Origin of the sequence: Vibrio toranzoniae (genome assembly GCF_024347655.1) — a bacterium.
Taxonomy (GTDB): domain Bacteria; phylum Pseudomonadota; class Gammaproteobacteria; order Enterobacterales; family Vibrionaceae; genus Vibrio; species Vibrio toranzoniae.
Genome location: NZ_AP025515.1, coordinates 553,110 through 578,291 on the forward strand (window position 1 = coordinate 553,110; position 25,182 = coordinate 578,291).

23 protein-coding genes and 1 pseudogene are annotated in these 25,182 nt (G+C 41.9%); 12 read left to right on the forward strand and 12 right to left on the reverse strand.

The window, feature by feature from the left end:
- Nucleotides 1-107: 107 nt before the first annotated feature.
- Complete coding sequence (locus tag OCU50_RS16870) at nt 108-728, reverse strand: YajG family lipoprotein (protein WP_060469459.1); 621 nt, start codon at nt 726-728, stop codon at nt 108-110.
- A 201-nt stretch (nt 729-929) separates the two neighbouring features.
- Here OCU50_RS16870 and OCU50_RS16875 point away from each other — a divergent pair.
- Nucleotides 930-1,292 (forward strand): annotated as a pseudogene (locus OCU50_RS16875) (PTS sugar transporter subunit IIA); the annotation flags it as partial.
- A gap of 140 nt (nt 1,293-1,432) precedes the next feature.
- Here the strand turns inward: OCU50_RS16875 and OCU50_RS16880 are convergent.
- The gene (locus OCU50_RS16880; RefSeq protein WP_060469458.1) at nt 1,433-2,698 is read right to left on the reverse strand and encodes an HD-GYP domain-containing protein; all 1,266 of its coding nucleotides are present in this window, start codon (nt 2,696-2,698) and stop codon (nt 1,433-1,435) included.
- Nucleotides 2,699-2,924: 226 nt separating this feature from the next.
- Here OCU50_RS16880 and OCU50_RS16885 point away from each other — a divergent pair, with 226 nt between their 5' ends.
- The 6 genes from OCU50_RS16885 to OCU50_RS16910 all read left to right on the forward strand — a co-directional run bounded on the left by OCU50_RS16885 (nt 2,925) and on the right by OCU50_RS16910 (nt 9,773).
- A complete protein-coding gene (locus OCU50_RS16885) occupies nt 2,925-3,464 on the forward strand; it encodes a GNAT family N-acetyltransferase (RefSeq protein WP_060469457.1) in 540 nt (179 codons plus the stop codon).
- A gap of 778 nt (nt 3,465-4,242) precedes the next feature.
- The gene (locus tag OCU50_RS16890) at nt 4,243-6,003 is read left to right on the forward strand and encodes an EAL domain-containing protein (RefSeq protein ID WP_060469456.1); all 1,761 of its coding nucleotides are present in this window, start codon (nt 4,243-4,245) and stop codon (nt 6,001-6,003) included.
- A 207-nt stretch (nt 6,004-6,210) separates the two neighbouring features.
- Entirely contained in the window at nt 6,211-6,582 is a 372-nt protein-coding gene (locus OCU50_RS16895; protein WP_017058710.1) for a GntR family transcriptional regulator, read from the forward strand.
- Nucleotides 6,579-7,484: an ABC transporter ATP-binding protein gene (locus OCU50_RS16900; protein WP_060469455.1), complete on the forward strand. Its 906-nt coding sequence runs from the start codon at nt 6,579-6,581 to the stop codon at nt 7,482-7,484. Before OCU50_RS16895 ends, OCU50_RS16900 begins: the two co-directional genes overlap by 4 nt.
- Complete coding sequence (locus OCU50_RS16905; protein WP_060469454.1) at nt 7,484-8,341, forward strand: hypothetical protein; 858 nt, start codon at nt 7,484-7,486, stop codon at nt 8,339-8,341. Before OCU50_RS16900 ends, OCU50_RS16905 begins: the two co-directional genes overlap by 1 nt.
- A 1,105-nt stretch (nt 8,342-9,446) precedes the next feature.
- Nucleotides 9,447-9,773, forward strand: coding sequence for a putative quinol monooxygenase (locus OCU50_RS16910; protein WP_060469453.1), 327 nt, complete (start codon nt 9,447-9,449; stop codon nt 9,771-9,773).
- Between the two features lie 58 nt (nt 9,774-9,831).
- On the opposite strand, the gene OCU50_RS16915 is transcribed toward OCU50_RS16910, so the two are convergent.
- Nucleotides 9,832-10,296 (reverse strand): Tad domain-containing protein, encoded by a 465-nt coding sequence (locus OCU50_RS16915; RefSeq protein ID WP_060469452.1) that lies wholly within the window; start codon nt 10,294-10,296, stop codon nt 9,832-9,834.
- Between OCU50_RS16915 and OCU50_RS16920 the strand changes: the two genes are divergently transcribed.
- Nucleotides 10,237-10,797: a ShlB/FhaC/HecB family hemolysin secretion/activation protein gene (locus OCU50_RS16920; RefSeq protein ID WP_160327928.1), complete on the forward strand. Its 561-nt coding sequence runs from the start codon at nt 10,237-10,239 to the stop codon at nt 10,795-10,797. The genes OCU50_RS16915 and OCU50_RS16920 overlap by 60 nt on opposite strands.
- 290 nt (nt 10,798-11,087) lie before the next feature.
- On the opposite strand, the gene OCU50_RS16925 is transcribed toward OCU50_RS16920, so the two are convergent.
- Both OCU50_RS16925 and OCU50_RS16930 read right to left on the reverse strand, forming a co-directional pair.
- A complete protein-coding gene (locus OCU50_RS16925) occupies nt 11,088-11,570 on the reverse strand; it encodes a hypothetical protein (protein WP_060469450.1) in 483 nt (160 codons plus the stop codon).
- Complete coding sequence (locus OCU50_RS16930) at nt 11,567-11,902, reverse strand: DUF805 domain-containing protein (protein WP_060469449.1); 336 nt, start codon at nt 11,900-11,902, stop codon at nt 11,567-11,569. The genes OCU50_RS16925 and OCU50_RS16930 overlap by 4 nt, the downstream gene beginning before the upstream one ends.
- Before the next feature lie 187 nt (nt 11,903-12,089).
- On the opposite strand from OCU50_RS16930, the gene OCU50_RS16935 reads away from it, so the two are divergent.
- Entirely contained in the window at nt 12,090-13,133 is a 1,044-nt protein-coding gene (locus OCU50_RS16935; RefSeq protein ID WP_060469448.1) for a helix-turn-helix domain-containing protein, read from the forward strand.
- Nucleotides 13,134-13,223: 90 nt separating this feature from the next.
- Here the strand turns inward: OCU50_RS16935 and OCU50_RS16940 are convergent, their stop codons facing one another.
- A complete protein-coding gene (locus tag OCU50_RS16940; protein WP_060469447.1) occupies nt 13,224-13,676 on the reverse strand; it encodes an NUDIX hydrolase in 453 nt (150 codons plus the stop codon).
- A 293-nt stretch (nt 13,677-13,969) separates the two neighbouring features.
- Here OCU50_RS16940 and OCU50_RS16945 point away from each other — a divergent pair, with 293 nt between their 5' ends.
- Both OCU50_RS16945 and OCU50_RS16950 read left to right on the forward strand, forming a co-directional pair.
- Nucleotides 13,970-15,682 (forward strand): RluA family pseudouridine synthase, encoded by a 1,713-nt coding sequence (locus OCU50_RS16945; protein WP_060469446.1) that lies wholly within the window; start codon nt 13,970-13,972, stop codon nt 15,680-15,682.
- 197 nt (nt 15,683-15,879) lie between these two features.
- Complete coding sequence (locus OCU50_RS16950) at nt 15,880-16,260, forward strand: hypothetical protein (protein WP_060469445.1); 381 nt, start codon at nt 15,880-15,882, stop codon at nt 16,258-16,260.
- A 128-nt stretch (nt 16,261-16,388) separates the two neighbouring features.
- Here OCU50_RS16950 and OCU50_RS16955 read toward each other — a convergent pair whose 3' ends face one another.
- The 5 genes from OCU50_RS16955 to OCU50_RS16975 form a co-directional block, all read right to left on the reverse strand.
- Complete coding sequence (locus tag OCU50_RS16955) at nt 16,389-18,545, reverse strand: TonB-dependent receptor (protein ID WP_060469444.1); 2,157 nt, start codon at nt 18,543-18,545, stop codon at nt 16,389-16,391.
- 218 nt (nt 18,546-18,763) lie between these two features.
- Nucleotides 18,764-19,078 carry a hypothetical protein gene (locus OCU50_RS16960; RefSeq protein ID WP_153011328.1) on the reverse strand — a complete coding sequence of 105 codons (315 nt, stop codon included), beginning with the start codon at nt 19,076-19,078 and terminating at the stop codon, nt 18,764-18,766.
- 249 nt (nt 19,079-19,327) lie between these two features.
- Entirely contained in the window at nt 19,328-21,268 is a 1,941-nt protein-coding gene (gene fhuB / locus OCU50_RS16965; protein WP_370736485.1) for a Fe(3+)-hydroxamate ABC transporter permease FhuB, read from the reverse strand.
- A 59-nt stretch (nt 21,269-21,327) separates the two neighbouring features.
- Complete coding sequence (locus OCU50_RS16970; protein WP_060469442.1) at nt 21,328-22,221, reverse strand: iron-siderophore ABC transporter substrate-binding protein; 894 nt, start codon at nt 22,219-22,221, stop codon at nt 21,328-21,330.
- A 22-nt stretch (nt 22,222-22,243) separates the two neighbouring features.
- Entirely contained in the window at nt 22,244-23,011 is a 768-nt protein-coding gene (locus OCU50_RS16975) for an ABC transporter ATP-binding protein (protein ID WP_060469441.1), read from the reverse strand.
- Nucleotides 23,012-23,158: 147 nt separating this feature from the next.
- Here OCU50_RS16975 and OCU50_RS16980 point away from each other — a divergent pair, with 147 nt between their 5' ends.
- Nucleotides 23,159-24,367 (forward strand): MFS transporter, encoded by a 1,209-nt coding sequence (locus OCU50_RS16980; RefSeq protein WP_060469440.1) that lies wholly within the window; start codon nt 23,159-23,161, stop codon nt 24,365-24,367.
- Here the strand turns inward: OCU50_RS16980 and OCU50_RS16985 are convergent.
- Nucleotides 24,364-25,101, reverse strand: a complete 738-nt coding sequence (locus tag OCU50_RS16985) for a siderophore ferric iron reductase (RefSeq protein WP_060469439.1) — start codon at nt 25,099-25,101, stop codon at nt 24,364-24,366. The two genes, OCU50_RS16980 and OCU50_RS16985, sit on opposite strands and share 4 nt — an antisense overlap.
- Nucleotides 25,102-25,182 lie beyond the last annotated feature (81 nt).

The window sequence follows — 25,182 nt, forward strand, 5'->3', positions numbered from 1 at the left end:
TGCTTATCGGAGAGATCTACCGTGACAGTTAAAAATAAGTTAACTAGATCTATGATTTAGCTAAAAAGCCACAGCACGTGGCTTTTCTAGAATAGGAGCACCAGTAACTAGTTTAGTAAAGCACTTTTTACTTCAACATCTTGGAAGATTTCTTCAAAACGCTGTTTGTAGATAAGCTGCATCTCATTGATAATCGCGCCGCCATCCGGAACATCATTCTCACCTTGAAAGTTTTTACTCAGTAACTTCTTACCGGCTTCATCATAAATAATTACATTGACGTTGTACCAAGAGTTGTCTGTGAACGCGTGGAAATCATACTTCCATTCATTCAAAACGAACATCATAGATTTATTGTCGAACGCTTTCATCTGCTCAACGACTTTAGTTATGTCTTCGTTTGGTGTCGTTTCGACTGAGTCCACCGTCACTTGCTGCTTCTTTAAGCCTGCAACGAGCCTATCCGTCAAAAACTGAGACATTGGTTGCTGAGTCGCCGTATTGTATGAATAAGGTATCCCCAATGAACTGCGAATGATTCCCTCAAACTTTGGTTCTTTATCTTGTTCTAAAACGTATGGACGTTTATCAATGACAGCAATAGTCAGCGCTTTATCTTGTGGAACCACACTCAATTGCGGCGCACTTTGTTCCGCAGTTAATACGGTTGCACAGCCGGAAAGCCCAAGCGATACTGCAACGAGCAGCAAACTGACGAGTTTTTTCATGATATTTACCTATCTTATTGTTTTGAAGGTGGTGTTCTAACAAAAATCTAATCAATCATCAAACATTCGCTAAATCAATAATTTATATAAATCTCATTACATAAACCAACTCACATATTGGTAGGGTTATTATTGATAAAATTACTTATAAATTTAAAACAATGGTCAGTTGCAAAATAAATTTATTAAACAAATTCAATATGTTCAACATTGCTAGCAAGCAACAAAATCGAAGCTAGCTATGTTGAAGCTATCAAGCAAAAGCACAAAGATATTGGCGCGTATTATGTTCTAGCGCCAAAGATTGCAATGCCTCATGCTCGTCCTGAAGATGGCGTGAACGAAGCATCACTGCAAGTGACGGTGTTTAAACACGGTGTTGATTTAGAGTCAGAAGACAACGGAGACGTTTACCTTTCCATTACTCTGGCGGCAATGGATTCAGACAGCCATATCCAGACTATTATGGCACTATCAGAGTTGTTCCAAAATGATGATGACATAGATGCCATTATCGCCGCGGAAACAGCGCAAGCGATCATCGAGATCTTAAAACGATACTAACCTTGCTCTAACGATCCTGATATTGATCTGATAGACCCCCATTAAAAAAGCGATAGCCTCGGCTATCGCTTTCTGTTTCTTATGAGTCATTTTCATCTAAATTGGTTTAAGGCATCACACCCCAAAAGTACTCGCTAACGCTAAAACGCGTACATTCTTTTATCTGTTGATAATTCAAAGCAGTATTCCGAGTGTTTTTTTAGGCACTCAAACACTTCTCGATCCAACTTATGATTTTCAACAAGGTCAGCCAACATGTTTAAAGACTCTTCTAATGTCATGCCCTGTCGGTAAGGACGAGACTGAGTTAGCGCTTGGAACACATCCACTACCGCAATAATCCGACTGGGTTGATCCAATTGTTCAGCTGTTTTCCCCATAGGATAACCAGAACCATCCAATCTTTCATGATGGTTTGATGCCCACTGACAGATCTGGGGCGAGCTAAATAATTCCTGTAACGCAAATCGAGTGTCCGTTGCATGTCGCTTAATACAGCAATACTCTTCGTCTGTCAGCAAATCATATTTATGAAGAATCTCATTTGGTGTTTGCAGCTTACCTATATCGTGAACCAAACCTGCCAGATAAAGTTTTCGCTGAGTTGTGTGTGAGTAACCCAGTTGTTTTGCTAAATACTCAGAAAGCTGTCCGACTTTCAAAGAGTGCCTAAAGGTAAATGAACTCTTTGTATCAACGACATTGGCAATAAACTCAGCAAAGGCAACCGTCTCATTCAATGACATTTTTTGGGAGAAAAATGGCACAGGCTCAAAGTTATCTCTCATGTTTTCAATGTAAGGGATCTCCATCGAAAACCAGAAATCATCCAGATCGACCAACTCACACATGTGTTGTACAAGGTTGGTCTCGAACATCTCATTAGCTTGCTCGGTCAAACGCTCAATGATGATTGCCTTACCATCTGGGGTTAGGTTCCCATAACGATCAGAAGAGGTGATGCCGTAAAGGTAGTCCACCCTATCGGCCAGCATCACGATAGCGGCCAATTCCTTTTCTAACTCACTGATCGGCATCGCCTTAAGCTCAACCCAAGGAGTATGATGATAAAGCACCGGCTTAGCGAATATAGAAAGAACTGGGCACTCTTTTAGAATTTGATAACCCTTTTGGCAATGGTGGTAACTTGAGTCTGGCACGAAACCAGAGGTCAAACTGAGGTGTTCATCAATTTGCGATACGCCGCAGTCGTGAATTAACCCCAACGAGAATGCAAGTTGCGCCTGCTCCTCTTCCCACCCGACACTCAGAGCGCATCGATACGCTATGTAACCAACTCTTTGTCCATGATTTTTGCTTTCAAAACCGACGTTATCAAGCGCCTTAGCAATACCAAATAGAGCCTTCCTTAAGTCTACGGTTACGTCCTGGCAATGTTGATTCATTAATTAAGCCTAGAATTTTTATAGTTTTTATATATTTAATCTGCCAATACTAATGCATAGTTAATGATTATATACACAACTATTGTAAGGTTTAATGAGTTTCGTGATAGATTTAACGTATAACGAAAAATTCGTGCCACAATGTATTGCATATTAAAAATCATGCAGCACTATATCCTACCGATCAAGGTTGACAGAAATCAGCAATCATAAGAAAAGGAAAGACATGTTTAAAACAGTTATCGATAACGAACTATCCATTGCATTGGTTGAAGAGAGCTTCGCTTCTCATTACGCGGACATCTCACAAAACCAGAATGAGTACCTGAGCCAATGGCTTGCGTGGCCGCCACATTGTAAAACCGAGCAAGATTTTAGGATCTTCATCCAACGTTCGCTGCACGATTACGCAGAAGGCCAAAGCATGACCTGTGCGATTGTGTATAAAGATAATATCGTCGGTAACTGTAGCTTCAACACCATTGATCACAACAAGCAGAAAGTCACGATAGGCTATTGGCTGTCTGAACCGTACCAAGGAAAAGGGATTGTTACCCGTGTGGTCGAGAAGTTGATTGATATTGCTTTTAATAAGTTAGATATGGAAAAGGTCGAGATATCAGCGGCAACAGGTAACCAAAGCAGCCGTAAGGTTTGTGAGCGCTTACATTTCACATTAGAAGGCATCATCACTCGTGACGAAAACTTGAATGGTCGCATCGTTGACCACGCTATTTATGGCCTTCATCGTTCCAGGCGGTCATAACACTTAAGTTTAATTGACCCCTAATAACCCAAACGTCAACGAATAACGGGATACACATACTAGCGTTTTTAAATTTACCAATAATTAATATCCACAGCATTAATTTATTAGATAAGCTGACAATATTAATATACCTAAAACGATACCGCTCGTTTAGCCATCAACTCAATTATTAACTTTCCTATTTAATTAATAATTAGGGAACAAAATCTAAAGTAACTAAAAATCACTTTAGGCGACAACTAGTATACAACGTCAACAATCATCCAATATATTTAATTACCAAAAAGCCATGCCCTAAATCCAATAACGACCACATAATAAAAATAAATTAATATTTATCACCTATTCGACATTGTATTTTAAATAAACAGATGAGTTTTATTAATTATATATAAACTCAACCATCCTATTTTATTTATAAAAACCTTACAATTATTAAATATCAATAGAAAAACAAAGACAAAAAATTAATTAGAACACTCTGAATTTCGATATGGAAGCCATAAGATACAGCCTTAGAAATGGATAAATACCAAAATAGACGGATAAATCCTCTTTACCTCTTGTAAATCATAGACTTTCATTTATAAATTTAAGCTTTGAGTGGGCACCTTCACAGACTTTCGTTAAGGTAAAAATTCTGCGATTAGTATCAACATCTTAAGAAAAATAGTGACATTTTAGTTGTGTTATTTAAAAAGTCTTGGGGTGAATAAAAGTCCTAGTTATTAAATATCAATCATATAAATAGTAAATATCACTTAGGAGTTGAGTTATGCACTGTTCTTTCAACATAAATAAAAACGATGAGAGCTTGCAACTAATTTATAACGAAGAGAAAATCTATATAAAAATAAACAGTAATAAGATATCAGAGGAAAGGCTCAATAGTAAAGAGAGTTTTGTCTTTAAGTACCTTATCGAAAATTCATCAATATCAAACCCTCAGTCTGCACGAGATGTTGAAGAATCCTTTAAATTACACTTTGATGAAGAGTTCAGCTTATACGCCTTAAAAAATATTATTGCTTCGATTAGAAAGAAATATCGGAACCTGTGTAAGAAATCAAAAATTAATAGTAATAGCGAACTTATCTCAAATTTATACAAGGTAGGCTACTTTATAGATTTAGATAAAAGCTCAGAAAACTGCATAGCACCAAAGCACAGCATCACCCCATTCAAACCCAACCATATCGAACTATTAAAGCTGATGATCAACACCTATCAGAAGGATTTGATCAAAGCGTTGATAACCGTCGTCACTATTTCTTCATTTTTTCTATTTGCTATCTACTTTTTCCAGATCCTTTATACGACGAAGATTGCAAGCGAATATAGCGAGAACACAAAGCTGATAGCGGAAGAAGTCATGAACTACGGCTGTGGTAGCCAAGTGTCGGTGCACGCGTTAAGGCACTCACTCAACATTGATTCGGTGCTCCTGACAACACCTTATCGTTCCTGTTATATCTCTAAAACACGCTCGGAAATGGTAAAGCTCGATCAAATTGATGATTTTTACAACAGTGCAGATTTCTCGTACTCACATTTCGCCGATCACGAACATAATATTGACCTTACAGTGCGGATTTCTAAACGTCCTATTGAAGCTCGGTACAAAAATTCATTGTTACCGCTGCTAGTCGATTCAGTCTCTATCCAAAAAAATGATAACGATATCTTGAACCTTGGCGAAAGCAATCAGCCTATTTATCAAACCTCACTTTCAACTGGCGCATCCATCACGTTCTACAGTGACAATGTTGTTGAATTGTGGGCTGCACTTGCTCTGCTGCTCGCCACACTACTTTATCGCTCTTACATTTTGGGCTTTATTACTTACATGTATCGTTGGAGACATATCTCCTTTGAGGAAGAGCCAATAATCAACACAAAAGACAACACCGTTTTATACTACGAGTTGTTGTCGAGAGTTCATAACGTTGGCGTCCTGAGCTTCATCAACACGATGAGACGTACCAATTTATTGACTTTTCATACTATTTTAATCATTGAAACGGTCAAAAACGCTAAGTTAAACAACAACCATGAGATCTATGGTGTCAATGTATGTCCGAGTGCTTTGGTAGGCTCTAATTTTGAAAAACTCAGAGAACATTTATTAACATTGGAAGCAAATGAATTTGTCGTAGAGATTACTGAGTACTCGAACATTGGTTATGGCTGTGAGGTCATCGACAACATCAAAGAAGTTAAAGAACTTGGTATAACCATTGCGTTGGATGACTTTGGCACTGGCAATAACAATATCGAAATCATTAGTATTATCTCTCCTCGTTACCTAAAACTGGATCGTTGTTTTGTTAAAGACATCGAATCAGGTGAACATCATCAAGGTGTATTGCTAAACATCTCGGAAATAGGTCGCTTATCAAACATCACTATGATTTACGAAGGTGTAGAAACCCGCAGACAACAATACATCTTATGTCAACTCGGCTACAACTTACATCAAGGTTACCTGTATAGCAGACCCAATAATTCAAAGGAGATAACCTCTGACCCTATTTGAGTATTGATGCCGCCCCTTTTCTATTAAAAATAGTCATCGCTCATAAGACCGATTTAGAGCCCACAAGGATGTAGGCTTCAAGTCCCCCCCTTCCGCAAAACGTTTTATCCAACCATGAAAATACTCTGTCCATTTTCATAAAATCATTGCCAATTTGAACAAATAGTTTAGTGTTATACATATGTATACCACCATGCAGTGTTAATTATGACCAAATGGAAAGACGACCAACCAATCTTTAGGCAGCTTGCGACAAAGATCAGTGACCAAATTCTTCAAGGCGTTTGGTTAGAGCAACAAGCATTGCCCTCTGTGCGTACGGTTGCCGCCGATCTAAAGATCAACCACCTCACTGTCATGAAAAGCTACCAGTTACTGGTGGATGAAGGGTTAGTAGAGAAAAAACGAGGCCAAGGCATGTATGTAGCCGAGGGGGCAGTTCAAAAATTGAAAGAGTCTGCACATCAGTCATTTATCAACACACAGATCCCAGCCATCGCTGAGACGCTAGGCATCATTGATATGAGTGTCGAAGAACTCGTGAAACAGCTAGCACAACACATAAAGGATAAGTCATGAGTAGATCACTTCCCTCAGAAAACGAATACCCTACGAACACGTCTTCTACAAAGAGACTGCTTTCGGTAAAAAACGTAACCAAAACCTATTCAAACCAAGTAGGTGTTGAGGACATCAGCTTCGAATTAAAGCCGGGACAAGTGCTTGGACTACTCGGTCACAATGGTGCGGGTAAATCGACACTGATCAAATCACTGCTTGGTGGTCACAATTATCAAGGTGAGATTGAAGTGAATGGTTACCACCCCATCCACCAGCACGCAGAGCTAATGCAGCACTTATCGTACATTTCAGATGTGAACGTGTTGCCTGAGTGGATGACGGTTAAGCAGTTGCTTCGATACACAGAAGGTGTGCACCCAAGTTTTAAAAAACATAAAGCAGAACAAACCTTAAGCAGCACTAGCATTAAACTTTCATCTAAAATAAAGCAGCTTTCTAAAGGAATGAAGGTACAACTTCACCTTGCCATCATCATCGCAACTGATACTCAAGTTTTGATCTTAGATGAGCCAACACTGGGTCTAGACCTGCTCTACCGTGATACTTTTTACCGTCACCTTTTAGAGTGGTTCCATGACGGTGAACGCGCGATGATCATCGCTAGCCATGAGGTTTCAGAGATTGAACACCTATTAACGGATGTGTTGATTCTGAAACAAGGTCACTGCGTGTTGCAAAAGAGCCTGGAAGACATCGAAAACGACTATTTCATTATCGACGTGGAAAACAGCCATTCAAACGAGATCCAGAAGCTCAATCCATTGACCTCACAACCGGGCCTAGGGACCACTAAGTGGTTATTGGAAGGTCAATACAAAGAACTGGTTGAGTCATTGGGAAACATCTACAACGTGGGTCTCGCTGACCTATTCCTTGCAACACAAACGGAGAAGGCATAATGCATCCAAGTTTTTACATGCTAGAAAAAGAGCTTATCGAGCACAAGATTAACACTCGATTACCTCTGTTTGTCGCATTATGTGGTTTGTTGCTGTTCGTTAGCCTGTTCTTTAGCGGTCAGGCGCAACACGATTTTTTCTTTCAAATGGAAGTCAATGGCGACGTTAGTGACATCCACAGAGAGTTCGCACAAGATCTAAACTCAGTGATCTACTTTGGCGCAGGCCTAGTTTCACTGCTGCTTTCGACGCTATACATCCCTAAAACACTGCGTAAAGAGCGTCAAGAAGGCAGCTCAATGTTTTGGAGAAGTATGCCAGTATCCAATGCAATGACTCACGGAGTGAAGCTAGGCTTCGGTTTAGTGGTTATTCCAGCTCTCTGTGCGCTATTAGTGCTATTCGCCGATTTCCTACTTTGGATACTGAACATTTCAAGCCAACAACAATTAGCGCTGCTCGTCGAGCAGCAGTCTCTGTTTTATGTGCTAAGCAACTGGCTCGTGTTCTTTGGAAGAATGATGTTAGTTGCACTGGTTCTACTACCATTGGCAACGGTTACTCTGGCTATTTCACAGTTGGTTAATTCACCATTGCTTGTGATTTTTATCTCAAGCTATGCGATTAAGTTTCTCTCTGTTGCCGTGTTTGGGTTTTATGGCATCAATGACTTCCTATCTCTCATCGCTTCGCTACCAATCAACGTGCTGATGGCGAGTAATCCGTTCAGCGCGATTGCAGAAGCTCCAGTTTTATCTTTAGGTATTTACGTATTGATTGGTGTTAGCGGTTATCTACTGAGCCTAAAGCTAAACAGAACGGATGATGTAAGTTTGAAGGGTCTGTTCCAACGTTAGAGAGAGCTATCCTGACGTTAATGATATCACTCCTGAGTAAATCACCACGTCCGATATCCAAATCAAAATCAAAGCTTCTGAGAAATCAGGAGCTTTTTTGTTTTCCCAATCACAGCAAATAAGTGATCATAATTATCGCAGGCAAAGGCTTTAGGGCCAGGCAGACATTTTCGGTAAGTTATTATCCTACAACCACAATTTCTAACGAAGTTATCAAGCCTTTCAACAAGCGAAGGTGACCAAGTACCTACGACGATGGGTATTAGCAATACTTCCAATTTATTAACCTTACAAGTTAGATCATAAAAAAGAGGTAGAGGGCCGTTTTAACTAAGAAGAACTAAAGTGAAGCAAAGATGAGCTAAGAGGGGTATTAATGAGCTGACACTGGATGCATTGTACTTAATGCCTGTCAGCTCTTTGGAGAATGATTTCTTTAGTCACCTACCAGATAAAGGTCTTTGGGAGAACTAATGAAACCGGTTTGTTGCATTTTTCATTATACTTAAGCTTTTCAGCTTTTTGACTTGATAGCTTTACAATTTAAAGCTTATTTCTTTGCAGCTTCTTTTGACGTGTCTTTCCAATATTGGATACGAACGCGATGAAGTTGTGCTCTTCTCATTTTTTTCATATGGGATATTTCCTTTTCATTTAACTGCTCTTCTTGAGCTATTTTTATTGCCAACTATTCGAATCTAACGGTGTTTGATGGCTAGATCAATGATACAGGTCACGAAATATATGGAATTCTTAGTACCATTTGCATCAAAGTATGACCTAGATATCAACTATGGTTCAGTTTAATACCATGAGTTGTTATTCGAATTTAAGGTTAACTCTCTCAAATGACATATTCATTTCAGTATCAATACAGTTCAATGATACGTATTAATAGACCGGACCAGCACGGATTTAGTTCCAAATATTTACTTTATTTCACCCACCAAAGTTACCACGTAACAATCGGTATATTGAAGATGATCGTTTTATACCCCACAATGGTCTGTACGTCACAACATCAAAATGTGTTTATATTGGCAATGGATAAAGCCTCTATCTAATAGATAATGCTCGTAATAGATAAAGTTAAATGGACGTAATAATGAGTAAAGTAATTCTACAAGGTCATATTCTAGTGCCAGACAACGCCCTAGAAGCAGTCACCCAAGCCTTGGCTGCGCATAAAGAACTCACACTTGCGGAACCTGGCTGTATAGTGTTTCGGATCAGTCAAAGTACGCTTCAACCTAATCGCTTTGAAGTGTATGAAGAGTTCACTAACCGAGAGGCATTCGACACACACCAACGTCGAGTTAAAAGCTCGGAATGGTGTGAAATCTCTAAGAGCGTGACACGTCATTATCAAGTCACCGATGTTCCGACACCTAATGACGTATCCGCTAGTCAACTGCATCATCACACTGATTAAATAAGCTCCCTAACGAACGCAGGTTTTAAAATGTGCGGAATGTCCACTGAACCAAGTTTTAATGAGGTGTTGGCAAACCATTTAAAATGCTACTTTCTGTTGTTTCGAGAGTTTTACTGCCAATCCCAAAACTGATGATTCCTGCTTTTTGTATGGCAGATTCTGCCATCAAGGTAATTTGATTGTCGTTGAAAAGGCCACCAGCAATCATACTTTGTGGGACGGTTTTTGTGGCCACAACTTTAGTGGCCGGGGAACCATCTGTAGCCGCGCTGGGGCTCGGATTAAAAATCCAACGGTTATCCTGAATCAAGGCATAACCATTTTGAATAACAATATCATCGACTTGTTGCTGATACTTATCAGTCAATATAACCTCCCAGTTTTCAACTGCTTCAGGTTGGATGAAATAGGGATTGTTCAGACCAATTTCTGAAGCAGAAAGATCGGCGACTGACTGTAATTGCTGACGCTGGAAAGCAAGTCGTGCAGTATCAATAGCGACAGAAGTAAAGATAACCAAAGTATCAGTAGTGCATTTAGATATAGGAGTGATTTAGAAACTGAAAATATCTACAACAGCGATTTTACTTTTTACGACCTTAATTTATCTACTTCATATGAATTTATTAAGGATTACGTTGTATCTTTGCGGGCAAACTGCATGTTTGCCGATGAGAGGATAGTGCCATCGCAGCGTTTAAATTACGGTGGTCTCAACTATGGCCGTGGTTACCCGGAAAACACCATAGAAGGTGATAGAGGATATGGCACCGAAGTAAAGCTGTTACAACGAAACAAACATGGGAATTATTTTTTTAACCCCTATATCACTTATGACTTCGCTTATACCGAGCGAGAGCTTTCTACCGCCAGAACAAACCGGATCTCATCAGCAGCACTTGGTGTTGAAATTGGCTTTGAAGCAAACTTATATGTTGCTGTTGACTATGCTAAACCCTTAAAAGAAAGAGAATACAATAACGACTATGTCTACAACCTAAATATAAACTGGCAATTTTAGTTAACTTTCGTTTTCCTGAACTATCCAAGGTGCAAGTATATTTTAATGGATGGATTTGTCCCCCAAAGACGCTTCGTACTCGGGCATACCAACCCCTACATGTAAAAAAGATGATGTGGTTAGGCAGGCCGCCTTAAGATGAAGCCCATTCATTTGCAGAATGAGCTTCTATGCATGTAATACCAACCAACCACAGTTTCTAACAAAGTTGTCGAGCGCTGTAACAAGCTATGGTGGCCAATTACGTACTACGATTGGTATGAGTAGCATTGTTTGAAAGGAACTATAAATTAGTGACAAACGACGCTTGGTTTATCTCCTAAAAACCAAGAAACCCACTTTCTTTTGGAGTTTAAGATGAAGCCTTCTTCAAGGTTAATTCCATTAACTATCAGTCCGTCAACGTTTCCATTATATTCTTTTGTTGTGAAGCGCCAATCTTTACTATTTACCCGTTTCCCTTGAATAAGTGCATCATTGAGCCGTTGACTTACAACGACAATAGTTAGACCTTTCGTTTTACTGATCCCCAAATCAGGTTCAGCAATACTCCCCACAGCAACAGGCACCTGAACAGTACATATTTTTTCGTCTTGACGAGTAAATATATAGTTCGCTTCCCCGACTCGGCCGTTAAGCCACAAGAGCTGTCCTTGGGTCATAGTGTCGATTGTTAGAGTACCAAACGTATCCGCCGGCGATAGAGTGATGGCGCCACTAAATGTTGAGATAAAAACAGACAAAAACACATGCAAAGTGATTGCTTTTTTCATGCTAAAGCCTCCTGATCGTTCTGAACATTGGTCGATTTCACCAACAAATATATTAACCAAAAAGGTCCTACTGCTGGTATAAAAAAGACCAGTCCCCAATAACCAGATCTGTTAATATCGTGCAGTCTACGCACTATTGCGGAAAGCATAGGAATGAAACTTAAAATGCCATAAATGGTGTCAAACCAAGTCGTCATATCCATAGCCATATCAGCCACAATACACCCGACACTCACCAATATATGCACGAGTATAAACATCCAGTATTCTTCACGCGACGAGCGGCCAACAAAATCTAAACTTCGTTTCCAAGCTAGAAAATAAAACTTCATAAATGTCACCTCAATAACGAATTGATGATGACATTTTGCCTCGAAATAAGGGGAGTATACGTCTCAAAACAGGTTTTAGGTCGTCCTTAAACAAGTTTTTGTCTATTTTACATTTTTAATTATATTTCATCGAGTTATCCTTGGTGCAATCCCGTTCAAATACCCATTTATTAATCTAGGTCCAACTATGCTTGCGATTCCCGTACCATTCATTGTTTCTATGTTGCTAGGGTTATTGGCGATAATACTTTATGCCCGACTCTCTCAACAAACTAAGGTCGCAAGCATGTTTTTAGGGCTGTGCTCTGCCACTACCGCGATGGTTGGATTACGCTGGACATTTGGACTTGAAATTTTCAGCATCGCACAACCTATTTTGGCTTCTACAATTCCTGTTGCAGCGTGGTATGCGTTTGCGCATGCAAATCGAGACCTCGGCTTCTTACCTATTAAACACTTTGTTGCACCATTACTCGTTGTTGTGAGCTCTATAACTCAACCCTGGTTAGCACTTCCATTGGATGAAATACTTACTTTAACTTACATCATTTATGGAATTGCACTACTCCGCTTTTCGTCAACAGAAGCCGCACTGATTAATGTCTCGCTAGGAAATTGGGAAGGAGTAAAAAAAGCAGAGAGTATTGCTGGGTGGGTACTGATATTTTCTGCATTTGTAGATACATTCATGTCGTTGGATTTAACTTTTAACCAAGGCGAACTGTCACTCTACATACTTACTGCTGCACATTTAGTTCTTTTGCCCGTGCTATCGATAGCTGTCGTCGTGACAGGTATTAATACTCCTATAACGAATGGGGAAAAGTCCAAAGAAATGAATGGCGCTAATGATGAGCCACTAAGTTCTGCATTAATGACCAGTGAACGGGCTGAAGAAATCACTTCTATGTTAGATAGCAAGATTTGCCAAGACTCTCTTTACCTAGACCCTGAACTCACTCTTTCGAAATTGACACGAAAGTTAGGTATACCAGCAAAACAAATTTCTATCGCAGTCAATCAAGTTCATAAAAAGAATATTTCTAAACTCATCAATAAGTATCGTATAGACCATGCCAAACATGCTTTGATTACGTCGCAAGACACTATTACTCAAGTATTCATGAATTCTGGTTTTCAGACTAAATCTAATTTTAATCGGGAGTTTTCAACAATGACTGGAATGACACCAAGTGAATACCGGAAAAGCAAAGAGAAACACAATAAGTAAACTTGGCGCCAAGTACCAGTAAGCGTCTTCTTACCCCTTTTTTGTAAGTCTAAACGTTAAGTTCTGCACATCTAATCAAGGGACACCGCGCTACTTCACTTTCACTCGGTAAAGCGGATTTACGGACTTATCAACAAAATACGACCAGATATGATCATAAACTGCATGCTGATTAGGAAACGGCGCTAGCACTTTAGCTTCCTCTAAACTACACCAGCGGTACTCGGTATGCTCATGGTTCAGTTCAACCGCCTGATTGGGCGGGCATAACACGGCAAACACTGGGATTAGTTGAATCACATTGACGTCCGCCTCGTAGAACTGTTCTAAGAACTGCGCATTATACAGAACTTCCACTGCGATTTTGGTTTCTTCTTCAAACTCACGAACAATGGCCTGACAGCCAGTCTCACCCACTTCGATTGAACCAGCAACATGGCACCAAAAACCGCCCTTCACACGCTTCATTAATAGCATTTTCGTTTGGCCGTTGATTTCAGAAAAAGCGACACCTGCCACGATGGAAGTATTTAGTGGGATCATAACGTTACCTTAGTTACACAAGACATCGGTAAGGCTACCACCCTTCGTTTATTAAGTTGTCTTCTATAATAAAAAACGAGAAGTCACTCATCCACTTATGAAGCTCAAACCGTCACTCGAAAACTTGGAGTGACGCATCACAACAGTGGTATCCAATAATTGAACCATTTCTTATTTGTGGCGCTTTTCGATAAAGAGTAGAATCGCCGCCTTGTACCGTGTTGAAGGCTTTCTAGTAATACACGGTAGACTCACTACCCATTACACGACGATATAAGTATTAAGACGACAATATGCACTCACCAAATCCAACGCACGCCTCAGAAAAAAGCCACAACCCTGAGCATTGCTTCACTCGCTTTCAACAGCCGATCGAGTCATATTCGTTGCCTGAGCGTTTCACGTTCCCATTCTATTACGAACCACACCCACTGTGTGAAATCGCCTCTCACCAACTTCAACAATATTTAGAAACACAAACCGATTGGCAACATGATTTCGGGCTAGATTCTGACGTGGGTCGCGGTAAAATGTTTGGTGTATTGTTGGTGAAAAGCCCAGAAGGTGAGCTTGGTTATTTCTCTGCATTTTCTGGTAAAGTCGCCGACCAAAACCTACTGCCCCATTTTGTACCGCCCGTATTCGACATGTTGAGCAGCGACAGCTTTTTCCATCAAGACACGGCCGACATGATGGCTGTGAATGCGAAATTTAAAGCGCTGCAAGTCAATACTGAATATCTCGAATTGTGTGAGCAGTTAGCACAACAGAAAGCACAGGCAGAACAAGAGATCGAAGCGCAACGCTTGCTGATTATTGAAGGCCGAAAAACACGTAAAGAGCAACGTGAACAAGGCAAAGAAAACCTTGATGAGCAAGCTTTCGAAGAGCTAAATAACGAGCTAAACAAAGCCAGTGTTGCCGACAAGAATCAGCAGAAGTATCTTAAGCTCAACTGGGAACAAACTCTGAATGAGCTTCAAGGCAAAGTTGACGTGTTTACGACTCAATTAGCAGAGCTCAAAGAGCAAAGAGCACACCTTTCTCATCAGCTTCAACACAAGTTGTTTTCACAATACGCTTTCCAAAATGCGGAAGGCAATGTCGAAGATCTAAACCAAATCTTTGAAAACACGCCGAACAAGATTCCACCTGCAGGCTCTGGTGAATGCGCTGCGCCAAAACTTCTGCAATATGCATATCTGAATGGCTATACGCCACTGGCACTGGCTGAATTCTGGTGGGGTCGCTCACCAAAATCAGAAATCCGCAAACACAAAAAATACTATGCTTCTTGCCAAAGCAAATGTGTACCGATTTTAGGCCACATGATGAAAGGTCTAGAAGTCGACCCAAACCCATTGCTAGAAAACCCAGCAGAAGGCAAAGACCTCGATATCTTGTTCCAAGACGACCACATCGTTGTGGTACACAAACCAGCCGGTTTCCTATCTGTACCGGGCAAAACCATCAAAGATTCGGCTTATACTCGCGTTCAAGAAATGCATCCCGATGTTGAAGGCCCATTTGTGATTCACCGTTTGGACATGGCGACCTCTGGTATTCTGATATTTGCCCTCACTCGACGTGCGAACAAAAGCTTGCAGAAGCAGTTCATTACTCGTGAAGTCGAGAAGCGATATGTAGCAATGATTGAAGGCGTTCTGGCAGAAGATGAAGGTTATGTTCGCTTGCCATTGCGCGGCGATTTGTACGATCGTCCTCGTCAGATTGTCTGCTTCGAGCACGGCAAGCCAGCTGAAACCAAATGGGAAGTGATTGAGCGAAACCAAGACACAACCAAGGTTTATCTGCACCCGAAAACTGGCCGTACACACCAATTACGCGTTCACTGTTCACACGAAGAAGGGCTTAACATGCCTATCGTTGGTGACGGCTTGTATGGCAACAAAGCTGACCGATTGCACTTACACGCTGAAAGGCTTGCGCTACATCACCCAGTCACCAAAGAGTGGATGGAGTTCCAGTTCGACGCTGAGTTCTAAGGGTTCTTGTTAATATCAAACTTTAATTAGGGGAGCCACGCCGTTTGTGGCTCTCCTTCTCACGCTCTCCACCATTCTCACGCCCTTATTTCTTCTACCTCTTTAGGATATATCTCCACGCTTATTGCACTACATCAAGATTCACTTTGTTGTGATGAGTAGGATGCCCCTCTTCTTCTTTCCTTGAGGCCTTTGATATGTCATCAGCTGCTTTGAATCTACAATCCAATACACAAGCCCCTTCAGTGATCGCACCTCAAGCACTAAGCTTGAAACCACTCACCAACAAGAAGCCAGACTTAAACTCGGCGATGTTGAATCTCATCGAAGAAGTGAAAAACGAACTCCCTCTTTACGAGTCAGAGACGTTCATTTGTGGGCCAAAAGGAAATTGCTCCGGTTGCTCTAAGAAATTATTGGAGATGGTCGACAGTGAGTTGATGTACTGGGAACACAGTATTTCAATCGGACAAGGGCCAAACTTCGAAGAACTGCGTCGTTTTGGTAAACTATGCAGCAGCGTAAGGCGCGGCTTAGAACGCAATGGCTTGGTAGAAAAGCGTTCGAGAGGTAAGTAACACCGTTCTCGTTGGAGGTAATCCAGCACGGCTATATTGAGAGTCATACAAAAAGCCACTCATATCGCTATGAATGGCTTTGCCTTTGCTAAGCTATATTTAGCTCTACATCAGTTACCTAAAAGAGATCAGTACTTAACTTGGTAATTCAAAGTATAAGTACGACCACGGCCTTTGTAATCGTAAGCTGCAGCATCGTAGTGAGACGAGTATACAATTTGTGCGCGCTGACCCCAGATCGTTGTGTAGTCTTCGTTAAGTAAGTTTTGGATACCAAAACCTAAGCTACCGACAGGTAATTGGTAAGAGCCCACAAGATCAAACACAGTGTAACCATCCAGTTTGTTTTGAGAGTCATCTTCGTAATCAAACATAGTTTGGCTTTGAAGTTTAAGCGCGAGCTCTGAATCATACCAACCAGCCCATGCTGTTGCTTTTGACGTGCTCGCTTCTCCAGCGGTCATATCTTTCCAACCATCGTCGCCTTTCACTTCTGAAACAACGTAGTGACCTGAAGCTCCCAGTTGAACGTTGTCATGTACCCAGTAAGACGCCATCGCTTCTAAACCGTAAACACGCTTTTTATCATCCAACTCTTCAATAAGCAGTGTCTGCTTGTTGTACTTAACCGCTTTATCCGAGTGAGAGTAATACGCTGCAGTTTGAAGATTCAAATCACCGTTATCTAAGCGATAACCAAGTTCAACACTATTGGTTTTAATGCCCGACATTTTTGAGTTGTTAACATTAATACTGTCGTTTAATTGCCAGTTATCACCAACCAACGTGTAGTCACCTTGGCCGTAGTATTTCGCAGGATCCGCAAGGTCAAAACCTTGAGAGAAGTTAGTCCAGATTTGAGACTCATCATTGAGATGATAGATCGTACCCAAGTTAAACAACCCAACACTGTAGTTCGTTTCACCACCCGGTACTGAGTCGGCTGATGTTCCATTGCCTTTAGCTATCTGACCCTGTTGCTTATATCCAACAAAATCGTCAATCTTATTGACCATATATTGATAACGGAAACCACCTTCGACACTCCAAGCATCAGTGATCGAATACCCGGCTTGCACAAAGCCCGCTACAGAACCAACCTCAACGCTAGGGTAACGACCTATTTCAGCGTAAGTTTGGTTAACTAGATTACCAGAATTATTGGCAATCGTTGGATCATAAAGTGCTTGGTTGCTCTCTAAGGTATCTTGATAAGCATCAATACCATAAACGATGTTAAACTTGTTAAAACTCTTCGCTAAGGCTGTTTTTAAAGAGAAAACATCCGTTATTTGTTGACCTGAAGATTGATAATAAGGCGTGTAGGTCTGATCTTCTTTACGGTAAGACGCTTCAGCAATAAGTTGATGCCCTAAGAACTGGTCATCAACGTAAGACGCACTTAACATCATACGCTCAGTGCCATGTTCACGGTCAGAATAAAAACCTTTTCTCACGTCCACAAATTTATTGTTAACGATGTAAAGTCCGTAAGGTGAATCTTGTTGGCTGTCGTAGTATTGAGCTAACAAGTTCAGCTTCTTCGTCTCAGAGATATTCACACCAACTGTCGTCAAAAAATCAACCGTTTGGTTAAACTGTAACGAACCCTGAGAAATATCAGGCGTTACGATGTCGCCGTCAGCATCAAAGAAACCCTGGGTTTCGGTATAAACCACAGATGCACGAGCAGTAACCTTATCGTTACCACCAGAAATTGATTGACCCACTTTGTAATCAAAGTCTTCACCTGAATTAAAGCCTGATGAACCTCCCACATACGATTCAAACTCTAGCGCTTCACCATCCGCTTTTTTGGTGATGATGTTGATTACACCACCAGACGCACCCGCACCATAGATCGAAGTGGCACCCGACAACACTTCAATACGATCAATGTTAAACGGGTCGATCGAATCTAAGTGACGACTGATTGGACGTGAAGATTGTAAAGATACACCATCAATCATCACGAGCATCTTACGTCCACGTAAGTTCTGACCATAGTTAGTACGAGCACCACTGCTAACGTCTAACGACGGGATAGTTGCCGAGAGAATCTCGCCAAGTGACTTACCACCACGAAACTCCTGCTCAATTTGCGCCGAATCGATATACCAAACAGTGCCGGGGATATCACTGATCGCTTTAGGAGTTCGACTTGAAACAACGACCATTTTTTCTTCAGTTGTTGTTTGTTGAGCTTGGGCTGGGAATATTGTGCTTGCAGCGGCAACCGCTAAAGCAACAGTCGATAGTGGAAAACTTCCTTTTTTAACGTTCATTTCATTCTCTATTTTTATTGAGAGAAGGATCCAAAAACCATCAAGGCTTATGTGATGTCCTTCATTATTACTTTGCTAAATAAACCAATGTCATCATCCCCCATCAGGTGGTTCATACATGGCTTAAATTCTTAACTCAATGGCTTAAGCAGACAAGGCAATACCAATTGTCCAAAACAGCAAAGCCATTACGTATCAAATGCACTATTTAATAGTGCTCAATTCGGACAATGTGGAAGGGCTCGGTCGATCAGGTCTTCAATAGATAAAGCGTGATACGCGTCTTCTGTAAGGAGCAATGCAGGTAGGTCATACTCATGACTGCCAAGTTCAGAGTGATAACTTAGAGGGATTTGAATCACTCTATTTTCTGATAAGGACAACTGGAAAATGTACCGGCCTTCAGAACGTTGAATTTGAATGAACTGACTTTCGCGGGCGAGAGAGTTGAGAAAACAAGCAATGGACGGGTCATTACCTCGGACCTGTTTGTTTGAATTCTCGAGATTGAGCCGATCGTTTTTACGATTCATATTATTTCTCGAACTATTATTACCAAACCAATACAGAGAATGCTAATTATTATCATTTGCATAATCAACCAATTTTTTAATAATTGACAAAAATAAATAACAAATCTACAAATATTAATTTTATCAATAATATACCGACAAATAAAAAGGCCAGAGCACTCGAATTTTCGGTACTCTGGCCTCTATAATCACGTACAGATCGACTGCAAATATCGCATTAATTCCTGCTAAAACTGAAGGGTTATCTTATTAACGCCTCATTAAATACAGGAAGTACCCCCCACCTATTAATGAAGCCAATAGACCAGCAGGGAATTGCCAAGGGAACCACAAAGTTCGACCTAACCAATCGGCAATGACCATAACAATTCCCCCCAATAATGCAGCGGTCAACATTTGTGGCACGGCCCGATATTGGTGCAGAGAGCGGGCCATATGCGGTGCAAGCAGGCCAATAAAACTCAATGGCCCTATTACGATGGTACACAACGTCGTTAACGCCGCGACCAAAAGAAGTAAGACTAAACGTACCGTGGTGGCGCTCACACCGATGCTATTAGCCGTTACCTCCCCTAAACTGATGATCTCTATCCAACGATTGAGTGCTAATGCAAAAGCTCCGACTAAACCAACGCCAGTCAATAGCAAGACGATATCTTGAGTAACCACCAGATAAGTTGAACCCGATAGCCACGTAAGGAGTGCCGTTGCATTTTCATTCCCGGAACTCATTGCAATACGTAGCAAGGCATCAAGCCCTGCGCTCAATGCAATGCCAGTGAGTAAAGTTTGTGCGGGAGCAAAGTTGTGTTTTCGTCCCACCAACCACACTAATACTGTCACCGATACAGCACCTAGAGTCCCAAGAGCCATTTGTTGTTCTCGTTCAATCGCTATCCCCGTTAAAGTCCCGAGTACTAGCGCAAGAGCCGCACCAGAGCTGATCCCCAATACTTCGGGACTTGCCATTGGATTGTTTGAGATTCGTTGAATAATAGTGCCCGCAACAGCCAGTCCTATCCCTGCAATTAACGCAACCAATACCCGTGGCGCACGCAGTCGCAATAAGGATTGATTGAAACTCAATGTCCAACCAAACTGATCTCGCCCGACAACAACAGCGAGTAAAGCAGCGATTAACAACACGCCAAACATGATCACAATGATCTTTTTCGTATTTACGTGCTTATAGCGTTCCGTCTGCTCACTACGTGCTTTTAATTCCGAAGGTAACTTGGCCCTTTGTAGTAACCAAAGCAAAAATGGCGCCCCAATCAATGCAGTCATGGCACCGGTAGGAAGCAGCTCTCCCCCAACGCCTGAAAAAGGCTGAATAACTAAATCAACAATCAATAGCATTAGGCTACCGATCCACCCACTCACCACAATCTGATGCCTTAACGATCTCGCACCAAGCATCCTCGCTATGGCGGGAGCAACGATGCCAACAAACCCAATGAGTCCTACTTCACTGACTACCGCAGCGGTGATAAAAATAGCCAAAGACAAACACAACAGCTTGACGTGTTTAATGTTAATACCAAGCGAGGTCGCAACATTATCGCCAAACTGCAGCGCAGACAGTGGTCGATGAAGAAGTAATAACAAGAAGGTTGGAAAGGAAATCAAAGGAATCAGTGTCTGAACACTCGACCAATCATTTTGATTAAGTACACCGGATCCCCACACAAAAATACTGGTGAGTCTTTGTTCATTGAGCATCAGTAACATGGTATTCACTGATCCCAAGAACAAACTCACCACCATGCCTGCCAACACTAAGTGTAAAGGTGAGAAACCTCTGGCAGCACTAAGAGAAAAAACCAGCGCCGTCGCTAAACAGCCACCAATAAAGGCAGGAATGAATGCTGGTATGGCTAAGCCAACAGGCAGAAACAGTATTCCGAGAACCATGCCTAATTCTGCTCCCGCCGCAACCCCTAATGTAGTAGGTGATGCGATAGGGTTTCGCAGCACAAACTGCATCACAGAACCCGCAACAGCAAGACCAAAACCACATGCTAATGCGACCACTAGTCTAGGAAGGTAAGTTAGCCGGGTAATCAAGTGCTGATAATTCGACGCATCAAAGTGAAATAACGTATCCCAAATCAGTTCAACACCTTTAGAGTATGGTGCAGTCACTTGCAGTAACATACCGATCACTATGATTACCGAAAGGAGCAACATCGTCACTTTCCAATTAACGCGCTCCACAGACCGATTAGGAAGCTTAATGGCGGTATTTGTCATTGTTTATTCATGCTATCGCTAATATGGAAACTAAAACGTTGCGCAGCAATAAGCCCGCCGAACGTCCAAATCGCAGGGAGTTCATGAACAGAATCGGTGCGCGTGAACTCCATGACTTGCCAAAGGGGTGAGCGAGATAGCTGTATTAATTCTTGTTCCTTAAGAGGTCCAAGCAACATGACATTGGTATGCTGGTGCTCTGCTAACTTCTCAGTTCCTACCGTAGAGAACCCCCAAAGATTCGTTTGCGCTTGCCAGTCATTACGCAACCCCATCGCATCAAGCGTTGATTGTGCAAGCGAACCCTGTCCATGAACCCGCAGGGTTTTGTCGTTAATAAATCGAGCAAAAATAAAAGGCTTACTTCCCTTGTTCGCGGCTCGTACTTTCGCTCCGTTCTCTGCCAATACACGTTTAGTCTGTTGAATCACTTTCTTTGCTTGTCGCTCTTTGCCGAACAACTTACCTAAAGACACCGTCACGGATTCTGCCGACTCAAGAGGTTGTTTATCTTCGCTATAAACGCTGAAAACCACGACAGGAGCAATTTGATTGAGCCGCTCGTAAGCTGCCGCCATGTGTTTACTGATCAAGATGACATCAGGCTTTAACGTAGTAAGCAGCTCTAAATTAGGCTCACGCCGAGAACCTACGTTGGTGGCATTTGAGTTCAGAACTGGCTCCACGACCCACTGCTTATAACCATCAATATCCGCCACGCCTTCAAGCTCAACCCCCAAACTCAAGACGGTCTCTGTTAATGCCCAATCTAAAGCGACCACTTTTTCAGGGATGGAATCAAAAGAGGCAACACCCATTTCATGTTTAAGGTCCATAGCATTAGTAGCAAACGCTAGAAACATAGAAAACATCATCACAAACTGTTTCACAACCGAATCCTATTTATTTTAATTAAGGGATATAACTGATTTGTTGACCCGTTTCTGGGTGCTGGAATAAGGCGAGATCAATTCCATAGATCTGCATTAACGTCTTGCGGGTCATAAATTCTTGAGGAACCCCTGAGGCTATAATCTTACCGGAAGAAAGCGCAATCAGGTGGTCACTGAATTTAGCCGCCATATTGACGTCGTGTAAAACCATGATAACCGTCAGGCCAATAGTACGGTTGAGATCGCGGATAAGAGATAGCAACTCATGTTGGTGGGCAATATCTAGTGCAGACGTCGGCTCGTCGAGCAAAATACATTGGCTTTGTTGAGCCAATAGCATCGCTATCCAAGCGCGTTGTCTTTCACCACCAGATAAGGTCGCCACAAATCGATCTCGGAAGGCATTTAATCCAACTCTATCAATAGCATCATCCACAATCGCATAGTCTTTTTTGCTGTAGCGACCAAAGGCGCCTTTCCACGGGTAACGGCCAAAACAAACTAATTCTCGAACAGTGACGCCGTCAGTAATTGGTGGATGTTGAGGCAAGTAAGCCACTTGATGAGCAAATTCAAGATGATTGAACCGAGAGACTGGTGTACCTCTCAAGAGAACTTGTCCTTGAGTAGGAACATTTTGGCGGCTCAACAATTTCATCAGCGTCGACTTACCACAGCCATTGTGCCCTAGCAGCGTAGTGATTTGACCGGGTTCAAAAGTTAAGCTCGTGGCGGAAAGAATAGGGTTGCCGTCGATTTCAAACGACGCATCGACAAGTCGGTACATAATTAAATACGCAGTTGTGTTATTAGCTACAGGCCGTTAATCTTATCACAACAAAATAACAATGATAATTATTATCACAATGAACAGTTTTATCATTAACAATGCTATTCATTGTCGTCCTCACCATCGCCACAAGTACCTCAAGATATGTCAGGAACAAATAGCAAACGCGTTCAATTAGCCACTATAAGTTTGGCCGCAGCTCTCATGGGCATTGGGCAAAATGGATTGTTGGTCTCGCTACCATTCTTGGTAGAACAATCCGCATTTGGGCTGTCAACATGGTCTATTTTGATAGCCACTGGTAGCTTTCTATTTTTGCCATCCGCTCCTTTCTGGGGGAGGTACAGTGATAAACACGGGCCTAAAAAAGTAGTTATTCAGGCTCTGATTGGCATGGCGATTAGCTTCTCATTTTTGGCTTTATTTGCGATTTTGAGTAAAGGTGAGGATTCTTACATACCGTTCTATTTCACTGGGCTACTATTGGCTCGCATTATCTACGGCTGCACTGTTTCAGGAATGGTGCCAGCAAGCCAACATTGGGCTATTATCTTATGCGGTAAGGAAAACCGACTTCAAGCCATCACATCGGTCAGCATAGGGTTAAGCGCAGGCCGCTTAGTCGGACCACTTATCTCAATATTGGCATTAAAGTTATCCCCTTTTGCGCCATTGATGATCATGGTTACGCTTCCTTGTATCGCTCTGATGGGAGCTATAAATCTTCCGATTCCAAACCAACCTCAACAGGAAACCAACAACAAAAGCCCACAGCCCTGGTTACCCAATCCAACGCTATATCCATACCTAATGAGTGGATTATTCTTGTGTGCTGCCATTGCTTTACTTCAATATAGCTTCTCGCCTTTACTTTCTTCAATAACTGATTGGTCCACCAGCCAGATCAGTGACGGCATAGGAGCATTGCTGACCATCAGTGCTGCGTGCACGTTCGGTACTCAACTATTGGTAATCAAAAAGAAAAAACTCACACCACGTATCATGTATCAACTTGGTGCGTTTGCTATGGTGATGGGGTTTGCTCTATTTCTCGTGACGAATATTTGGGTACTTTGCATTGCAATGGCAGTAGTCGCGAGCGGGGCCGCTTTATTGGTTCCAGCTTATACCTCTGCCGCAACAGAACAACAAAATGATGCTCCCGGTGCGGTTGCAGGTTACCTCTCAATGGCACACACGATAGGCTATGGAGTGGCATCATTACTTGCCTTCATGGCAACCCTTTCACCCACTTATCCGATCTATTTGTGCATATTGTTTTCGGCCACGATACTCATTATCGCTTACTCTGTATCGAGGTACCGTAACACTGAGGCGGTAGAATCACCTTAGCGTTTATTGTCCGGATGCCTTGGACAATCGCGACACAATTTACGCCCTTGGCATTTATAAACTAAGCAGCAGCTGGTTCGAACCAAAACAAGCTTTTTCTCATGTTCATGATAATGAATCGAATGGATAAGTTTTTCTGGCAAAGCACAGGCATTTAGCCACAAACGAGCCTGTTCAAGTAAGTACGCTTCAGGTAATTCAGGAGCGTATTGACTCAGTTTCACCAAACACCCAAGAATCCCATCGGCAAACAGATGATTGGTGAATCCAGGGCGAATCCGCGTCCACTTACTCATTTCCTCCCGAAAATAATCAAATAGTGACACTAGCTCTTGGCCTGCACGTGTAACCAACTCATCCTCTGAACCCGTGACATAAGCGGTTGAAGGGAATTGATAGCCGCCAATAAAATTAGGGTGTACCTGCTGAGCCATTGAGGATAATTCAGGTAAACCGCGGCAAGAGTAAATAGAGATAAATGCAACGTAAATAGGCTGCCAGCAAAGCAGTGTCCAGGTTCGAGTCAACCAGTATGCAGCCCCTGCTTCTGGGTGTTCATTCTTAAGGTTTTCATAAAGCTCGCGCAGAGTATCTGAGCTAGGTATCTCTTTATGAATAAGCTTATGAGCGAGGTTAGCTTCAGCTTCAGGTAGAGGAGTGATTTGACCATCTAAATAGGGAGTCACCTGTTTGGCGTGTTCAAAAAGGTGTTCAAAGAAAATAGGGTCGTTCATTTTATCCGGCTATCCGTAACTACATCAGCCCGCTACCATAAATAAAGTAAAGCATTATTGCAATTAGTTCTCATTAAGATT